Annotated in this window: 15 protein-coding genes; 8 read left to right on the top strand and 7 right to left on the bottom strand. The window is 70.7% G+C overall.

Annotation, left to right across the window (positions count from 1 at the left end):
- Positions 1-114 precede the first annotated feature (114 nt).
- Positions 115-2571: a DNA gyrase/topoisomerase IV subunit A gene (locus ACQCO7_RS32585; protein WP_464075151.1), complete on the top strand. Its 2457-nt coding sequence runs from the start codon at positions 115-117 to the stop codon at positions 2569-2571.
- On the opposite strand, the gene ACQCO7_RS32580 is transcribed toward ACQCO7_RS32585, so the two are convergent.
- A complete protein-coding gene (locus tag ACQCO7_RS32580; protein ID WP_464075150.1) occupies positions 2568-3683 on the bottom strand; it encodes a CobW family GTP-binding protein in 1116 nt (371 codons plus the stop codon). The two genes, ACQCO7_RS32585 and ACQCO7_RS32580, sit on opposite strands and share 4 nt — an antisense overlap.
- Positions 3684-4002: 319 nt before the next feature.
- Between ACQCO7_RS32580 and ACQCO7_RS32575 the strand changes: the two genes are divergently transcribed.
- The 3 genes from ACQCO7_RS32575 to ACQCO7_RS32565 all read left to right on the top strand — a co-directional run bounded on the left by ACQCO7_RS32575 (position 4003) and on the right by ACQCO7_RS32565 (position 5751).
- Entirely contained in the window at positions 4003-4497 is a 495-nt protein-coding gene (locus ACQCO7_RS32575) for a DUF6082 family protein (RefSeq protein WP_464075149.1), read from the top strand.
- 212 nt (positions 4498-4709) lie between these two features.
- On the top strand, positions 4710-4949 hold the full coding sequence (locus ACQCO7_RS32570) for a hypothetical protein (protein WP_464075148.1): 240 nt from the start codon (positions 4710-4712) through the stop codon (positions 4947-4949).
- Positions 4950-5097: 148 nt separating this feature from the next.
- A complete protein-coding gene (locus ACQCO7_RS32565) occupies positions 5098-5751 on the top strand; it encodes a DUF6082 family protein (protein ID WP_464075147.1) in 654 nt (217 codons plus the stop codon).
- Between the two features lie 47 nt (positions 5752-5798).
- Here the strand turns inward: ACQCO7_RS32565 and ACQCO7_RS32560 are convergent, their stop codons facing one another.
- On the bottom strand, positions 5799-6968 hold the full coding sequence (locus ACQCO7_RS32560; protein WP_464075146.1) for a citrate synthase/methylcitrate synthase: 1170 nt from the start codon (positions 6966-6968) through the stop codon (positions 5799-5801).
- A 109-nt stretch (positions 6969-7077) separates the two neighbouring features.
- On the opposite strand from ACQCO7_RS32560, the gene ACQCO7_RS32555 reads away from it, so the two are divergent.
- The 4 genes from ACQCO7_RS32555 (at position 7078) to ACQCO7_RS32540 (ending at position 11956) form a co-directional block, all read left to right on the top strand.
- The gene (locus ACQCO7_RS32555; protein ID WP_464075145.1) at positions 7078-8367 is read left to right on the top strand and encodes a citrate synthase family protein; all 1290 of its coding nucleotides are present in this window, start codon (positions 7078-7080) and stop codon (positions 8365-8367) included.
- 95 nt (positions 8368-8462) lie between these two features.
- The gene (locus tag ACQCO7_RS32550; protein WP_464075144.1) at positions 8463-9410 is read left to right on the top strand and encodes a sucrase ferredoxin; all 948 of its coding nucleotides are present in this window, start codon (positions 8463-8465) and stop codon (positions 9408-9410) included.
- Between the two features lie 195 nt (positions 9411-9605).
- Complete coding sequence (locus ACQCO7_RS32545; protein ID WP_464075143.1) at positions 9606-11279, top strand: sensor histidine kinase; 1674 nt, start codon at positions 9606-9608, stop codon at positions 11277-11279.
- Positions 11276-11956 (top strand): response regulator, encoded by a 681-nt coding sequence (locus ACQCO7_RS32540; RefSeq protein ID WP_464075142.1) that lies wholly within the window; start codon positions 11276-11278, stop codon positions 11954-11956. Before ACQCO7_RS32545 ends, ACQCO7_RS32540 begins: the two co-directional genes overlap by 4 nt.
- 223 nt (positions 11957-12179) lie before the next feature.
- Here the strand turns inward: ACQCO7_RS32540 and ACQCO7_RS32535 are convergent, their stop codons facing one another.
- The 5 genes from ACQCO7_RS32535 to ACQCO7_RS32515 all read right to left on the bottom strand — a co-directional run bounded on the left by ACQCO7_RS32535 (position 12180) and on the right by ACQCO7_RS32515 (position 16764).
- Positions 12180-13772: a solute symporter family protein gene (locus ACQCO7_RS32535; protein ID WP_409115299.1), complete on the bottom strand. Its 1593-nt coding sequence runs from the start codon at positions 13770-13772 to the stop codon at positions 12180-12182.
- Complete coding sequence (locus ACQCO7_RS32530; RefSeq protein ID WP_464075141.1) at positions 13769-14323, bottom strand: DUF485 domain-containing protein; 555 nt, start codon at positions 14321-14323, stop codon at positions 13769-13771. The genes ACQCO7_RS32535 and ACQCO7_RS32530 overlap by 4 nt, the downstream gene beginning before the upstream one ends.
- Before the next feature lie 79 nt (positions 14324-14402).
- The gene (locus ACQCO7_RS32525; RefSeq protein WP_464075140.1) at positions 14403-15095 is read right to left on the bottom strand and encodes a response regulator transcription factor; all 693 of its coding nucleotides are present in this window, start codon (positions 15093-15095) and stop codon (positions 14403-14405) included.
- Positions 15092-16246 carry a sensor histidine kinase gene (locus ACQCO7_RS32520; RefSeq protein ID WP_464075139.1) on the bottom strand — a complete coding sequence of 385 codons (1155 nt, stop codon included), beginning with the start codon at positions 16244-16246 and terminating at the stop codon, positions 15092-15094. The genes ACQCO7_RS32525 and ACQCO7_RS32520 overlap by 4 nt, the downstream gene beginning before the upstream one ends.
- Positions 16243-16764, bottom strand: a complete 522-nt coding sequence (locus ACQCO7_RS32515) for a DUF1453 domain-containing protein (protein ID WP_464077339.1) — start codon at positions 16762-16764, stop codon at positions 16243-16245. Before ACQCO7_RS32515 ends, ACQCO7_RS32520 begins: the two co-directional genes overlap by 4 nt.
- Positions 16765-16874 lie beyond the last annotated feature (110 nt).

Raw genomic sequence — 16874 nt, 5'->3', positions numbered from 1 at the left:
GTCCCGTACGAGCGAGTCCGGACCCGGGTTCTTCGAACCGGGAGCAACCCGGCCCGCTCGGCACCGACTTGAGTGCCCCGCAGGCAATCGACCAGAAAAGAGGAGCCGGCAGCGATGGCCCGCCGCAGCACGAAGACCCCACCGCCCGACGACTCGTTCGAGGAGCGGATCCTCGACATCGACGTCGTCGACGAGATGCAGGGCTCCTTCCTCGAATACGCCTACTCGGTCATCTACTCCCGCGCCCTGCCCGACGCCCGCGACGGCCTGAAGCCGGTCCACCGCCGCATCGTCTACCAGATGAACGAGATGGGCCTGCGCCCCGACCGGGGCTACGTCAAGTGCGCGCGTGTGGTCGGCGAGGTGATGGGCAAGCTGCACCCGCACGGCGACGCGTCGATCTACGACGCGCTCGTGCGCATGGCACAGCCGTTCTCCATGCGCGTGCCCCTCGTCGACGGGCACGGCAACTTCGGCTCCCTGGGCAACGACGACCCGCCGGCCGCGATGCGGTACACGGAGTGCCGGCAGGCCGAGGCTACGAGCCTGATGACCGAGTCGATCGACGAGGACACGGTCGACTTCACGCCCAACTACGACGGTCAGGAGCAGGAGCCGGTGGCGCTGCCCGCCGCCTTCCCGAACCTCCTGGTCAACGGCTCGTCCGGGATCGCGGTCGGCATGGCGACGAACATGCCGCCGCACAACCTGGGCGAGGTCGTGGCCGCCGCCCGCCACCTGATCCGCTTCCCGAACGCGGACCTGGACGCGCTGATGAAGTTCGTCCCGGGCCCCGACCTGCCGACGGGCGGGCGGATCGTCGGCCTGTCCGGCATCCGGGACGCGTACGAAACGGGCCGGGGCACGTTCAAGATCCGGGCGACGGTCTCGGTGGACACCGTGACGGCGCGCCGCAAGGGCCTGGTCATCACCGAACTGCCCTTCACCGTCGGCCCCGAGAAGGTCATCGCCAAGATCAAGGACCTGGTCGGCTCGAAGAAGATCCAGGGCATCGCCGACGTCAAGGACCTCACCGACCGCTCGCACGGGCTGCGGCTGGTCATCGAGATCAAGAACGGCTTCGTCCCGGAGGCCGTCCTGGAGCAGCTCTACAAGCTCGCGCCGCTGGAGGAGTCCTTCGGCATCAACAACGTCGCCCTGGTGGACGGCCAGCCGCTCACGCTGGGCCTCAAGGAGCTCCTCGAGGTCTACCTGGACCACCGCTTCACCGTCGTACGGCGGCGCAGCGAGTTCCGGCGCGGCAAGCGCCGCGACCGCCTGCACCTGGTGGAGGGCCTGCTGACGGCGCTCGTCGACATCGACGAGGTCATCCGGCTGATCCGCTCCAGCGACAACAGCGCGCAGGCGAAGGAGCGCCTCATCGAGCGCTTCTCGCTGTCGGAGATCCAGACCCAGTACATCCTCGACACGCCGCTGCGCCGGCTCACCCGGTTCGACCGGATCGAGCTGGAGTCGGAGAAGGAGCGGCTCAACGCGGAGATCGCCGAGCTGACCCGGATCCTGGAGTCGGACAGCGAGCTGCGCAAGCTGGTGTCGGGCGAACTGGCCGCGGTCGCCAAGAAGTTCGGCACGGAGCGGCGTACGGTCCTGCTGGAGTCGTCCGGCGCGACCGCGTCCGCCGTGCCGCTCCAGGTGGCCGACGACCCGTGCCGGGTGCTGCTGTCGTCGACGGGGCTGCTCGCGCGTACGGCGAACGGCGAGCCGTTCGCGGCCGAGGAGGACGCCGCGCGCGTGAAGCACGACGTGATCGTCTCCGCGGTGCCCGCGACGGCCCGGGGCGAGATCGGCGCGGTGACCTCCGAGGGCCGGCTGCTGCGGATCAACGTCGTCGACCTGCCGCAGCTCCCGGACACGGCCGCCGCGCCCAACCTGTCGGGCGGCGCGCCGGTGTCGGAGTTCGTGCCGCTGACGGACGGCGAGACGCTGGTGTGCCTGATCACGCTGGACGAGTCGTCGCCGGGCCTCGCGCTCGGCACGGAACAGGGCGTCGTCAAGCGCGTGGTGCCGGACTACCCGTCCAACAAGGAGGAGCTGGAGGTCATCACCCTCAAGGACGGCGACCGGATCGTCGGCGCGGTCGAACTGCGCACGGGCGAGGAGGACCTCGTCTTCATCACGGACGACGCCCAGCTGCTGCGCTACCAGGCGTCCCAGGTGCGCCCCCAGGGCCGGCCGGCGGGCGGCATGACGGGCATCAAGCTGACGGACGGTGCGAAGGTCATCTCGTTCACCGCGGTCGACCCCGCCGTGGACGCCATGGTGTTCACCGTCGCGGGCTCGCGCGGCACGCTGGACGACTCCGTCCAGACGACGGCCAAGCTGACCCCGTTCGACCAGTACCCGCGCAAGGGGCGCGCGACCGGCGGCGTGCGCTGCCAGCGGTTCCTGAAGGGCGAGGACTGCCTCTCGGTCGCCTGGGCGGGCGCCGTACCCGCGCGGGCCGCGCAGAAGAACGGCATGCCCGCGGAGCTGCCGGAGATCGATCCGCGCCGGGACGGTTCGGGCGTGTCGCTGCCGAAGACGGTGGCGGTGGTCGCGGGGCCGTTCTAGCCCTCGTCGGGCAGGTCCTCGGGGATGTCGTCGGTGACATCTTCGGGGGCTTCCCGCTCGGCCTCCGGGTCGCGTACGTACCTCAGGACGCCCCACATGCCGCGCTCGTCGGCCTGTGGGGCGTCCTGCACGCACGCGTGCAGCTCTTTCCCGAGCGCCTCCCGGTCGATCCCCGTGCCGATCAGGACAAGCCGCGTACGGCGCTCCTCGCGCTCTTCCCAGGGCTCCGGGACGAACCTGAGGAACCGTCCGACCGCGTGCACGGCGTACCGGTTGAGGGAGTCGCTCGGCCCGAAGTCGACGTACCCCTTGATCCGGTACAGGCCCTCGGAGCGGCCGTCCAGGAACGCCATCAGGCGCCGCGGGTCCAGCGGCGCGTCCGCGGTGAAGGAGAGGCTGTCGTACGCCGCGTGCAGGTGCTCGGCGTGGTCGGCGCCGTCCCCGTCCTCATGGTCCTCGTGCCGGTGCAGGTCGTCGAAGGAGAGTTGCCCGATCCGCTCCTCGCTCGGCCGGCAGTCGAAGAGGAACTCCGGGTCGACGCGGCCGTAGCGGGCGGGTACGACGGCCGCGCTCCCGGCCAGTGAACGAACGAGCCCGAGCACACGTTCCCCGTCGTCCGCGCGGTCCAGCTTGTTGACGACGACCAGGTCGGCGAGGCCGATGTGCCGGTCGATCTCGGGGTGCTTCACGCGCGTGTCGTCGAACTCGGCGGCGTCGACGACCTCGACGAGTCCGCCGTACTCGATCGCGGGGTGCTCGCTCGCGAGGATCATCCGGACGAGTTCACCCGGTTCGGCGAGGCCGCTCGCCTCGATGACGATGACGTCGACACCGACGGCGGGCGCTGCCAGGCGCTCCAGGTAGGAGTCCAGTTCGCTCGCGTCGACCGCGCAGCACAGGCAGCCGTTGCCGAGGGAGACCGTGGAGTCGCCGAGGGCGCCCGCGACGGCCATGGCGTCGATCTCGATCGCCCCGAAGTCGTTGACGATCGCGCCGATCCTGCTGCCCTTGCTGCGGTGCAGCAGGTGGTTGAGCAGCGTCGTCTTGCCGGAGCCGAGGAATCCGGCGAGCACGACGACCGGGATCTGCTGCGGGGTGCCGCCCTGCGCCACGTACGACCTCTTTCGCGCCTGTGCGTGCGCCGGTTCACACTCCGGAGCACGGCCGAGGAATGACTGCCACCTCAGGATACGAGCCGGGAGAATCGCCGCGAAGTGAACGATTGTTAGCTCCCTGTCCGGGGCAGACGTGAGGCAAGGCGCCGGGGCGTGCGACCCTCGCTTCCTTCCGTGCGCCTCCTCTCCGCCTCCCCGCCGATCAGAGCCGCTCGGCACTCTGGGAGACGGCAAGCGCCGCCCACCGCTCGCCGGTCCCCGTCACCACACCCGCACCCCGACGACCGGCGCACGGCCGCCTGGACCGGGGGTTGACATGGCCACACAGAAGTTTGGAATACGGGGGTTCGGCTCAGCCGCACAGGCGAATCTCGCAGCTGCCGTCAAGGCGGTCGCCCGACGCCGCAGGCGCGCCGCGCTCACCGAACAGCACCGGCTCCACTTCGACCTGCTGTGCAAGGCCATGGACGATCCCGCCCTGGCAGCAGTGCTAGACACCTACGAATCCGCCGTCGAGCCGCAGAAACAGCGGCAGTTCCTGTTCGCCAACGTGCTGTACGTGAACGCGCTGTACTACTACCGGATCGGCGCCATGAACCGGGCCGAGTTGTACGGCCACCTGCGGATCATCTGCCAGAACCAGATCTTCCGCGAGTACTGGGAGGCCACTCGTCCGCATCGCAAGAGCCTGCCCAGCGCGTCCGAGGAAGCCACACTGGGGCGCATGATGGACGAGCTGGTGCAGGAACTCGACAGTGCCGACACCGACGAGTGGTGGGTCATAGGAAGTCCACCGGAGGACTCTCCTTGATCGCCTGGTGTCAAGTTCGCTCGACATATTGACTCAACGACACCTTCCGTGAGCCAGAGTCGCTATCTTGTCGCTGGCCCCATCCGGGCACTCCGACCAAACACCCCCGCGTTCGGAGAAGGACCGCTCCGTCGCACACGCCCGCCCGGAGAACACCACGCTCGGAGGCCGTTTGTCTTTATCTCTCCGAGTCATAAGGTTGGTACGTCCCTGTGAAGATCGTGCGACGAATTGGGGTTCCTCCTTGCGAACGTGGCAGCGCTGCCGGTCAGTCCTGCCCCGACATCTTCGAGCTTGAGGACGGGAACTTCGCCGTCATCGGACGCGAGGCCACGTCTGAACTCGATCCCCACCTTCCCCCTGACGCATCACGCGCCGACTACGAACGGATCGTGATCATCACACGCGAGACATTGCTACGCGCCAAAAAAGATATTCCAGACATTGCATGACATATCCCTGCGGGTCTTGATGGGGTTTCCGTATCACCCTCCGCGTTGTTTTCCTTCTTCGGGGCGGGGAAGCTTCTTGTGCGACTCCGGGGAGGGCCTCTTGGTACGGGAATCCGCGTGGCACTCTGCAAGAAGGTCCGTCATATGGGTGGCCCTGACCGCGGCCGGCATCGCCCTCGTGGGCGTCGTCTCGATCGTGGTCAGCGGCTGGCTCATAGACGGCGTGGAACGGGCCAACGGCGGCTCCCAGGCCGCCGCGCGGCGCAGCGCGCTGGGTGACTACTTCGGAGCAGGCAGCGCGGTCTTCTCCGGCATCGCGGTACTTCTCCTCGTCGTCACGCTGTTCTTCCAGCAACGCGAACTTCGCATGCAGCGCGAGGAGCTCTCCCTCCAGCGCCAGGAACTCATCGCGTCCCGCCAGGAATTACGCCGGAGCGCGGCGGCCGATCTGCGCGGCCTGCACGTCCAGCTCACACAGATGCAGATGAACGATCCCGCACTCGCGGAAGTGTGGAACGACTGGCCCGGCCAGGATCCGGCCACCGTGCGGCAATTCCTCTTCGCCAATCTCACCTACAGCCAGTTCCTCCTCGTCCACGAGTGGGGCGAGATGACGGAGCAGGAAGTTCTCGCTCACGCCCGCAGACTGCTCCGGAGCCCGGTGTTCCAGCAGTACTGGATCCGCTCCCGCGAGGCGAAACAGGCGCTTCCCCCCGACAGCCCGGAAGGTCGCTTCTTCCGGTACTTCGACCAAGCGCTGAACGAGCAGACGAATGGCGGAGTCGAGCCTCCGGCACCTTGAGGACGAGCTGCGTCCGACGGGACCGGCTCTCCGAGACGGCCGTCCGATCAATGCAGCACCGGCACCGCCACCGGCGCCTCGGGGCCAACGTACCGTGCCGCCGGACGGATGATCTTCGAATCCTGGGACTGTTCCAGGATGTTGGCGCTCCAGCCGATGGCGCGGGCCGCGGCGAAGGTCGGGGTGAACATCTCGCGGGGGAGGCCGCAGAGTTCCATGACGACGCCCGCGTAGAACTCGACGTTGGTGTGGAGTTCGCGGCCGGGCTTCAGTTCGGCCAGGATCGCCTCGACCTGGCGTTCGACCTCGACCGCGAAGGCGACGCGCGGGCCGCCGAAGCGCTGGGCGATCTCGCGGAGCATCCGGGAGCGGGGGTCCTCGGTGCGGTAGACGGCGTGACCGAATCCCATGATCCGGTCGCCGGCCAGTACGTGGTCCCGGATCCAGGGATCAATGCGATCGGGAGTGCCGATCGCGTCCAGGGTGTCGAGGGCCCGGCTGGGCGCCCCGCCGTGCAGGGGGCCGGAGAGCGCGCCGACGGCTCCGACGAGACAGGCGGCGACGTCCGCACCTGTTGATGCGATGACGCGCGCCGTGAATGTTGACGCGTTGAAGCCGTGATCAATGGTGGAGATCAAGTATTGCTCGACGGCCCGCGCTTTATGTTGATCGGGCTCGACGCCGGTCAACATGTACAGGTAGTTCGCCGCGTACGACAGGTCCTGTCTCGGCTCGACCGGTTCGAGCCCCTTCCCCAGCCGGTACAGCGCGGTGAGCAACGTGGGCACGGCGGCGGCTGCCACAAGCGTGTCCCTGCGCCGCTGCCCGGCGCCGATGTCGTACACCGGCCGGAACCCCTTGACCGCACCCAGCAGCGACAACGCCGTCCGCATCCCGGCGAGCGGCCCGACACCGCCCGCGCCCGCCGCGGCGACGGCGGGCAGGACCGCGCTCACCTCGGCCGGCAGCGCCCGCAGCGCGGCCGTCTCGGCGGCGAAGGCGGACGCCCGCGCGGGGTCGGGGAGTTCGCCGTGGACCAGGAGGTGCCAGACGTCCTCGAAGGAGCGGGTCTGCGCGAGGTCGACGGCGGAGTACTGGCGGTAGTGGTAGAAGCCCTCGACGCCGCGCACGTCGCCGACCCGAGTGTCGGTGACCACGACGCCGGCGAGTCCGCGTGGGACGTCGACGAAGGACGTGGTGGACCTGTTGACCGACATGATTTCCCTCCTTGAGCTTGATGAACTTGATTAGACTGTCCATCATTGACTAAATCACTGTCAATATTGATTGAATCAACATGTCTTTCATCCGGATACGGTGACCCCCATGCGCGACCAGGAACCCGCCCCCGGCCACCCCGAACGCCGTCTGACCACGAAGGAGGCATCCGAACTGCTGGGCGTGAAGCCCGAGACGGTGTACGCCTACGTCAGCCGCGGCCAGCTCAGCAGCCGACGCGTCCCCGGCAGCCGGAGCAGCACCTTCGACCCCACCGAGGTGGAAGCTCTGGCGCGCCGCAACAGACGCGAGAGCGCCGGAAGCCCGGGCACCGGGAGCGAACCGGCCGTACGCACGCGTCTCACGTACATCGACGGCGACCGGTACTTCTTCCGGGGCGTGGACGCGGTCGAACTGGCCAGCGCGCGCTCCTACGAGGAGGTCGCGGAGTGGCTGTGGACCGGTGAACTGCGCGCGGGAGCGACATTCACCGCGCCGGAGGAGTCCCTGAAGGCGGCCCGCCGAGCGGCCCGCGCGCTGCCCGAACACACCGGCCCCGCCGACCGGTTGCGGGCCGCGGCCGTCGCGGCGGCCGTCGTGGACCCCCTGCGCTTCGACCTGTCCGCGCAGGCGGTCGTCGGCACCGGTCGGACCCTGATCCCGACCCTGGTCGCGGCCCTGCCCCCACACCACCCGGGCCACCGGGACGAGGGCCCTCTGGCGCGGCGCCTGTGGGCGCGGCTGACCATGCGCACCCCCGACGAGGCGTCACTGAACGCCCTGGACACGGCACTCGGCCTCCTCGCCGATCACGACCTGGCCGCCTCGACGCTCGCCGTCCGGGTCGCGGCGTCGGCCCGCGCGCACCCGTACGCGGCCGTCTCGGCGGGCCTGGGTGTCGTCGAGGGCCCGTTGCACGGCGCGGCCAGTGGTCTCGCCCACCGGCTGCTGGACGAGGTCCTGGAACAGGGCGACGCGGGACCAGTGATCGCCGAGGAACTGCGCGCGGGACGGCGCATCCCGGGCCTGGGCCACCGTCTCTACGTCGGCGAGGACCCGCGCGCGGGTGCGCTGTTCGCGCTCCTGGCGGACATCCCGCACGCGTACCCCGCCCTCGCGGCGTCCCGGGACGTCGTGGCCACCACCGCACGCCACGCCCCCCTGCACGCCAACGTCGACCTCGCCCTCGCCGCCATGACCCACTCCTTCGGCATGCCCGCGACGGCGGGCGAGGCGATCTTCGCCGTGGCCCGTACGGCGGGCTGGATCGCGCACGCGCTGGAGGAGTACGGCGAACGCCCCCTCAGGATGCGCCCGAGCGGCCTCTACGTGGGTCCGAAGCCGCCCCAGCCGCTCCCCATGGACCACGGACACGCACCACACGGCCACTCTGCGTAGAACGGCGGATCCGGGCACCTCCGAAAACCCGCATGGACCAGGACACACCGCCGTCGACAAGTCACCCTGCGCCAAGTCAGGTTAGGCTCACCTCTGTGAGTACGTGCACGACTGTCGCGCGGGATCTCGACGAGCCCTTCTCCGGGACCGCGGCCATGGCGACGACCTGGCTCCTGCTGGAACAGCCCGGCCCCTGGGGCGCCAAGGCGCTCACCGAGAGCCACCTGGACCGGCAGCTCGGCCGCGCCCTGGAGAGGGCCGCCAAGGGCACCGGCGTCCGTATCGCGCTCATCCGCCGCCCCGGACGCCACGCCGACTTCGGCGCCCCGCCCCTGCGCCGGGTCTTCGCCGCCCACACCGTGCCCGGCGGGGTGTGGCTGCGCACCGCCACCGCCCAGGACCCCCGGCAGCTCCTGGACCTCGACCTCGCCGCCCTGGGCCGGGGCGACCACCGCACGTTCGACACCGTCCTCGGCGGTCGCCCCCACACGGGCGACCCGCTCGCCCTGGTGTGCACGAACGGCAAGCGCGACCGCTGCTGCGCCCTCCTCGGCCGTCCCCTCGCCGCCGAGCTGACCGCCTCCGACGTACCGGGCGTCTGGGAGGTCACCCATCTGGGTGGACATCGCTTCTCCCCCACGGTGCTCGTCCTGCCCTACGGCTACGCGTACGGGCGCGCGGAGGCCCACACCGTCAAGAACGTCCTCCACGCCGCCCGGGAGGGCCGGATCGTGGTCGACGGGTGCCGGGGATGCTCCGCCTGGGAGCGGCCCGGCCAGGCGGCCGAGCTCGCCGTCCGTACGGCCGTCGGCGAGTACGCCGCCGAGGCGCTGGGCGTCGTCCGTACGGCGGGCGAGGCGCCGCACTGGGAGGTCACCGTCGCCCACACCGACGGCCGGCGCTGGCAGGTCGTCGTCGCCCAGAGCAATCCGCTGCCGGCCCGGCCGGAGAGCTGCGGGGCGTCCGTTCTCGGGACTCCGGCGCGGATGGACGTCATGGAGGTGCGGGAGCTGACGACGGCGGGGGCGGCGCTGGCGAGCTGACGCGGCGGCAAGATATCGATCAACTTGGTCAAGGTCGTCAGGATGGTCAATGTTTCCGTCATTAGTTGACCCGCCGATTCACCTGATCCACCCACTCACCTCCCCTCAACCCTCACTCAACCCCACCCACCTCCGGTCAAGAGATACCCGCCACACCCCTACGGCACCCCCACCCCGTCCACGTACCGTCAATGCATGAGCCCCGCTCCCCCCGCCCGCCGCCTGCGCCTCGGCCTCCCCCGGCGCGCCTTCTCGCAGATCCTGCTGATGCAGCTGTCGATCGCGGCAGGCGTGGTGGTGCTCGCGACGGGCCTGTTCCTCGCGCCGCTCAGCGACCAGCTCGACGACCAGGCGATGCGCCGCGCCCTGGCGATCGCGCAGACCACGGCCGCGATGCCGCAGCTCGCGGAGGATCTGAAGAGCAGCACGCCGTCGGTCGACGGCCCGGTGCAGCGGGAGGCGGAGCGGATCCGCAGGGCGAGCGGAGCCGAGTACGTCGTCGTGATGAACAAGGCGGGCGTCCGCTGGTCGCACCGGGACCCCGACCAGATCGGCGGCGTCGTCTCCACGGACCCGCACAAGGCGCTGGCGGGCCGGGCGGTGATGGAGATCGACGAGGGCACGCTGGGCCGCTCCGCGCGCGGGAAGGTGCCCTTGAGGGACGCCGAGGGGCACATCGTCGGGGCGGTGTCGGTCGGCATCGAGTACGACAGCGTCCGCGCCCGCCTGGTGCACGCGATCCCGGGGCTGTTCGCGTACGCGGGCGGCGCCCTGGCGGTGGGCGCGCTGGCGGCCTGGCTGATCTCGCGCCGGGTCCAGCGGCAGACCCGCGACCTCGCCTTCTCGGACATCTCGGCGCTGCTGGCGGAGCGTGAGGCGATGCTGCACGGCATCCGGGAGGGCGTCGTGGCGCTGGACCGCGCGGGCCGCGTACGACTCCTCAACGACGAGGCGCAGCGCCTGCTGGGCATCGGCGACGAGGCCGTGGGCCGCTCCCCCGACGACGCGCTCGGCGCGGGCCGTACGGCGGACGTCCTGGCCGGCCGGGTGACCGGTACGGACCTGCTCACCGTGCGCGGCCCGCGCGTACTGGTCACCAACCGGATGCCGACGGACGACGGCGGCGCCGTCGCCACCCTGCGCGACCGCACCGAACTGGAGCAGCTGGGCCGGGAGCTCGACTCCACGCGCGGGCTGATCGACGCCCTGCGCGCGCTGGACCACGAGCACGCCAACCGGATGCACACCCTGCTGGGACTGCTGGAGCTGGAGATGTACGAGGAGGCGGTGGAGTTCGTGGGCGAGGTGGTCGGCGATCACCGGGCCACCGCCGAGGAAGTCGCCGAGCGGATCCACGACCCCTTGCTGGCGGCACTGCTGGTCGGCAAGGCGACGGTGGCGGCGGAGCGCGGCGTCGCCCTGAAGGTGTCCGACGCGACCCGGCTCCCGGACCTGCTGGTCGACCCCAGAGGGCTGGTGACGATCGTGGGCAACCTGGTCGACAACGCGCTGGACGCCGTCGCGGGCACCACGCACGCGCGCGTGGAGGTCGAGTTGCGTGCGGAGGGACGTACGGCCGTGCTGCGGGTGCGGGACACCGGCCCGGGGATCCCGGCGGACAAGCGCGAGGTGGTGTTCACGGAGGGCTGGTCCACCAAGAGGCCTCCCGCGCACGGGCGCCGAGGCATCGGGCTCTCCCTGGTGCGCAGGCTCGCCGAGCGGCAGGGCGGCAGGGCCTCTGTGGGCGAGGCCGAGGGCGGCGGCGCGGAGTTCACCGTGGTCCTGCCCGACGCGCTCTCCGAGGGTGCCCCGAAGGCCGTACCGGCCGCCGCCACGCGTCGCGCCGAGGCCGAGGAGGGTTCGCGGTGATCGAGGTCCTGGTCGTGGACGACGACACCCGGGTCGCCCGGGTCAACGCCGCCTACGTCGAGAAGGTGCCGGGCTTCCGGGTCGCCGGGCAGGCGCACAGCGCGGCCGAGGCGCTGCGCCTGCTGGAGCTGCTGCCCCGCGTGGACCTCGTCCTGATGGACCACTACCTGCCCGACGGGACCGGCATCGGCACCGTCCAGGAGATGCGCCGCCGCGGCCACCAGGCGGACGTCATCATGGTGACGGCCGCGCGGGACGTCTCGACGGTCCGCTCGGCGATGCGGCACGGCGCGCTCCAGTACCTGGTCAAGCCGTTCGCCTTCGCGGGCCTGCGCGCGAAGTTGGAGGCGTACGGCGAGCTGCGCCGCACCCTGGACGTCGGCGGCGAGGCCGAACAGGCCGACGTGGACCGCATGTTCGGCGCGCTGTCGGCGTCTTCGGAACCCGGCCTGCCCAAAGGGCACTCCCCCACCACCGCCGAACTGGTGCGCCAGTCCCTGATGCACGCCGACGGCCCCCTGTCCGCGCAGGAGATCGCCGACCGCACAGGTGTGAGCCGCCAGACCGCCCAGCGCTACCTGAAGCTCCTGGAACGCACCGGCCTCGCGCGTCTGACCCTCAAATACGGCGACGCGGGCCGCCCGGAACACCGTTACGTGTGGGCGACCCGCGCCTGAGAGCACGGTTTCGTTGAGCGTCTTGACGAGTACCGCATGTCGTGATGAGTTCCGTACACCCTTGATGGATGCATGGACCAACTTCCCGACGGGCCATCAACATCGTCCACCTGTGCAGACGACTCACCCGCCGGGACCGCGTGCCTGGGCCGCGCCATGACCCAAGCCCCGCGGCCCGCCGTACGACCGGTCCCGGCGCCGTACGACGGTGAAGGTGCCGTGGCTAGACGGCTCCCGCTCCGGTCAGCGAACGCACCTCCGTCTCCGCGTGCCGCGCCTCGTCGGGCTCCTCGGAGGAGGTGACCGTGCCCAGCCAGCCCGCGAGGAAGCCCAACGGGATCGAGACGATGCCGGGGTTCTGGAGCGGGAAGAACTGGAAGTCGACGCCGGGGACGAGCGACTCGGGGCTGCCCGAGACGACCGGCGACAGCACGACGAGCACGAGCGCCGGGATCAGTCCGCCGTAGACCGCCCACACCGCGCCGCGCGTGGTGAAGTTGCGCCAGAACAGCGAGTAGAGCAGCACCGGCAGGTTCGCGGACGCGGCGACGGCGAAGGCGAGGCCGACCAGGAACGCGACGTTGAGCTCGCGGGCCAGGATGCCGAGCGCGATCGCCACGATGCCGATGCCGACCGCCGCGACCCGGGCGACCGCGACCTCGCTGCGCTGCTTGGCGTGCTTGCGGCGCAGCGAGGCGTACAGGTCGTGGGCCACGGACGCCGAGGAGGCGAGCGTGATGCCGGCGACCACCGCGAGGATGGTGGCGAAGGCGACCGCGCCGACGATCGCGAACAGCACCGCGCCGCCCATGGACTGATCCCCGCCACCGAGGTCGAGGGCGAGCAGCGGGACGGCCGTGTTGCCTGCCGCGTTGGACTGGCGTACGGCGTCCGGTCCGACGATCGCCGCCGCGCCGAAGCCCAGGACGATCGTCATCAGGTAGAAGCTGCCGATCAGGCCGATCGACCAGACCACCGAGCGGCGTGCCGCGCGCGCGGTCGGCACGGTGTAGAAGCGGGACAGGATGTGCGGCAGGCCGGCCGTGCCCAGGACGAGGGCGAGGCCGAGACTGATGAAGTCGAAACGCGACGTCCAGTCCGCGCCGTACTTCAGGCCGGGCGCCAGGAAGTCGATGCCGTGCCCGCTGCGTTCGGCCGCGGTGAGCAGCAGCCGGTCGAAGTCGCCGTGGAAGCGGACGAGGACGAGCACGGTCAGCACGATCGTGCCGCCCAGCAGCAGAACCGCCTTGACGATCTGGATCCAGGTGGTGGCCCGCATGCCTCCCAGCGACACGTAGATGACCATGAGCGCGCCGACCCCGATGACGGTCCACACCTGGGTCGCGGCGCCGCTGCGGCCCAGCAGGAGGGCGACCAGGCTGCCCGCGCCGACCATCTGTGCCACCAGGTAGAAGATGGACACGATGACCGAGGAGGCGCCCGCCGCGATCCGTACCGGCCGTTCGCTCATCCGCGCCGCGACGACGTCCGCGAGCGTGAACCGCCCGCAGTTGCGCACGAGTTCGGCGATGAGGAGCAGGACGACCAGCCAGGCGACGAGGAAGCCGACCGAGTAGAGCAGGCCGTCGTAGCCGAACAGCGCGATCAGGCCGGAGATGCCGAGGAAGGAGGCGGCCGACATGTAGTCGCCCGCGATGGCGAAGCCGTTCTCCATCGGGGAGAAGAGCCGTCCTCCGGCGTAGAACTCCTCGGCCGAACCGTGGCGGTTGCGGCTGACCAAGGTCGTGATGCCCAGCGTGACCGCGATGAACACGCTGAACAGCACGAGGGCCAGGGTCTGATGAGTACCGCTCACGGCTTGCCTCCCTTCACACCGCGTGTCAGTTCCTGGGTGTCCCAGCGCAGGTCGAGGGCCGCCCGGTCCCTGCGCAGCCGGGCGTGCCTGGCGTAGGCCCAGGCCAGCAGGAAGGTGGTGAGGAACTGGCCCAGACCGGCGACCAGTGCCACGTTGACGGCGCCTACGACGGGCCGGGCCATGAACCCGGGCGCGGCCGTCGCCGCGATGACGTACGCCACGTACCAGAGGAAGAAGCCGATGCCCGCCGGGACCACGAACCGCCGGTAGCGGCTGCGTACTTCCTGGAAGGCGGCGCTGCGCTGGACGGCGAGGTAGACCTCCGCCATCGCGTCGCGGCCGGCCTCCTCGTCACGGGGGGCCGGGACCGCCGGCACGGGGTCGCTCGCCAGCTGCGCTCCCGGCCAGTCGGGGGCCAGGGCGTCGTACCAAGGATCGTCGTACCGCACGCCTGCCGGCTCTTCGGGGCCCGGGGACCGCACCTCTCGGTGCTCGCGTGCTCTCTCGGGACCGCCCCCGCCACTGCGGGCTCGGTCGTTGCTCAACTGCATACCCAATGATGGACAGAACGGGAAGATCCCCTACTCTCTTTCCCGCATTCTTCACCCCATCAAGCGACAATGGGCCGACTTATCTCATTTCCGATTTTGGTGGTTTTACCAACCCCTTTCTGTATGCGTAACTCACCGCCTGCGCGCGGTCCTTGAGCCCTGTCTTGGCGAACAGGTTGTTGATGTGGGTCTTCACCGTCGTCGTCGACACGTGCAGCCTGCGGGAGATCTCCTGGTTGCTGAGGCCGTCGGCGATGAGGATCAAGACCTCGGTCTCTCTGAGCGTCAACCCGTCGGGCGGCCCGGCCGGCTCCACCGGCTCCGGTTCGGGCTCCGACAGCCGCTCCAGCAGCCGCCGTTGGATGCTCGGCGACAGTCCCGCGTCCCCGGACAGGACGCTGTGCACGGCCCGGACGATCTCCTCGCCGCCGGCGTCCTTCGTCAAGTAGCCCCGGGCGCCCGCCTTGAGCGCCGGAAACAGCGACTCGTCGTCCGCGAACGTCGTGAGCACCACGACCTGCGTCCCGGGGTGCCGGTCCCTGATCCGGCGGGTCGCCTCGACCCCGTCACAGCGGGGCATGCGCAGGTCCATCAGCACAACGTCCGGGGCGAGTTCGGCGACCAGCCGCACCGCGTCCTCGCCGTCCACCGCCGCGCCCACCACCTCCACCTCGGGCAGCAGCCCGAGCAGCATCACGATGCCCTCCCGGACGACCGTCTGATCGTCCGCCACCAGCACCCGCGCGGGCCCGACCCGCTCCTCCGCCGTCATACCGGCACCCTCAGCCGCACCGCGAACCCTTCCTCCTCCGGCCCCGCCTCCAGCGAGCCGCCCAGCAGTTCGGCACGCTCCCGCATGCCCAGGAGACCGTATCCGCCCCCAGCGCCCGCCAGTTCACCCGGCGAGCCGCCCGAGTCCCGCACGTCCAGGGCCACTTCGCCGGGGCCGTACGCGAGCCGGAGGCTGACCCTGGCGCCCGGGGCATGCTTGCGTACGTTCGTCAGGGCCTCCTGCGCGACCCTGCGCACGGTCTGGGACGCCTCGACCGACAGCGGTCTGCGTTCACCCTCCACGGTGACCCGCGCACCGTCCGTCGCCCGCACCAGGTCGGCCAGGAAGTCCTCCAGCGGGGTCAGGTCCCCGCGCAGCGCGGACAGGGCCTGGCGGGTCTCGTCGAGGCCGTCCCTGGCCATCCCCCGCGCCGCCACCACCCGCTCCAGGATCTGCTGCCGGTCGGCGCCGCGCTCGATCAGCAGGCGAGCCGCCTCCAGGTGCACGAGCTGGGCCGAGAGGCTGTGCGCCAGCACGTCGTGGATCTCCCGGGCGATACGGGCGCGCTCCGTCAGCGCCGCCGCCTGCGCCTCGGCCGCCCGCGCGGCCCGCTCCTGGGCCAGCAGCCGCGCGGCGTTGCCACGCGCCTCGGCGTCCAGCCGCAGGGTGTAGCCGACCAGGGCCAGCGCGCCGAGCGTGGCGGCCGTGGTCAGCCACATGTCCTCGTTGACCACCGCGAACGCGCTCAGGGAGACCGAGGCGAACGGGAGCGCGGCACCCAGGGGAAGCCGCTGGAGCCCGATGACGGCGCAGCCGCACCACAGGACGAGGGCCGGGGAGCCGAACCCCATCGCCTCGGCCGCGACCGCGATGCCCAGCAGCAGCGCCAGGAGCAGCATCGAGGGCCACAGACGGTGCGCGAGCGTCGTCGCGAAGAACGCCTTCGCGGCCCCGGCGGCGACGAGGGCCATGCCTGCGCCCGCGGCCAGGTTCCAGCCGTGAGCACGCGAGTTGCCGTCGAAGGCGCTCCACAGCATGATGCCGATCAGCAGCAGCCGGATGGCCCAACCCAGCGAATTCCTGACCGGGGAGTTCCCCTTGCGGGCGAGCGCGTCCTGGGACGGCCAGCGCATCCATGGGTTCTCCGTCACACCCGCTCCCTCGTCTTCCAGGATCCCAGGTCACCGTACGACGGCGAGGGCGTGTGGATACGGGCGAGCGCCCGCGCGCGGTGCGTGACGAACCCGGCGCGCACCAGCAGCATCGCCGCGAGGGACAGCATCAGGGCCGCGCTGTGCAGGTGGACACCGAGGGCCGCGCCGAGTCCGAACACGCCCACCCTGAGGACGACACCGACGACCCACACGCCCAGGCTCGCCCTGGTGCTCCTGCTCCAGACGACGCCGTCCGCCTCGACCCACATCCGGGTCGTCCAGGCCCAGCCGGCGCCTGACACGAGCCCGATCAGCACCTCCACGGCGAGCAGCACGCCCGAGAAGACACGGTGACCGGCGTCCAGCAGATCCGGGTCGCGCAACGCCATGACGGCGAGGATCCCGGGCACCAGCCACCACCGCCGCTCCCCGTCGACCGGCGCCGTGCGGAACTGCCGCGCCAGCACCAGGGCGACCACCACCACGATCACCAACGCGTTGACGAGCCCGGCCATCACTGCCTCCGTGAGCGGAACGAGGATGCCGGCGACGACTGCCACCGACACCATCGAAGCTACGGAACCCGACAACCCAGGAGATCGGAGCCAGGGTGGATCAAGGGTGG

This window comes from Streptomyces saintjeani, assembly GCF_055409605.1.
Note: the sequence above shows the minus strand (reverse complement) of the source record. Positions and strands in the feature narration are given on the sequence as shown.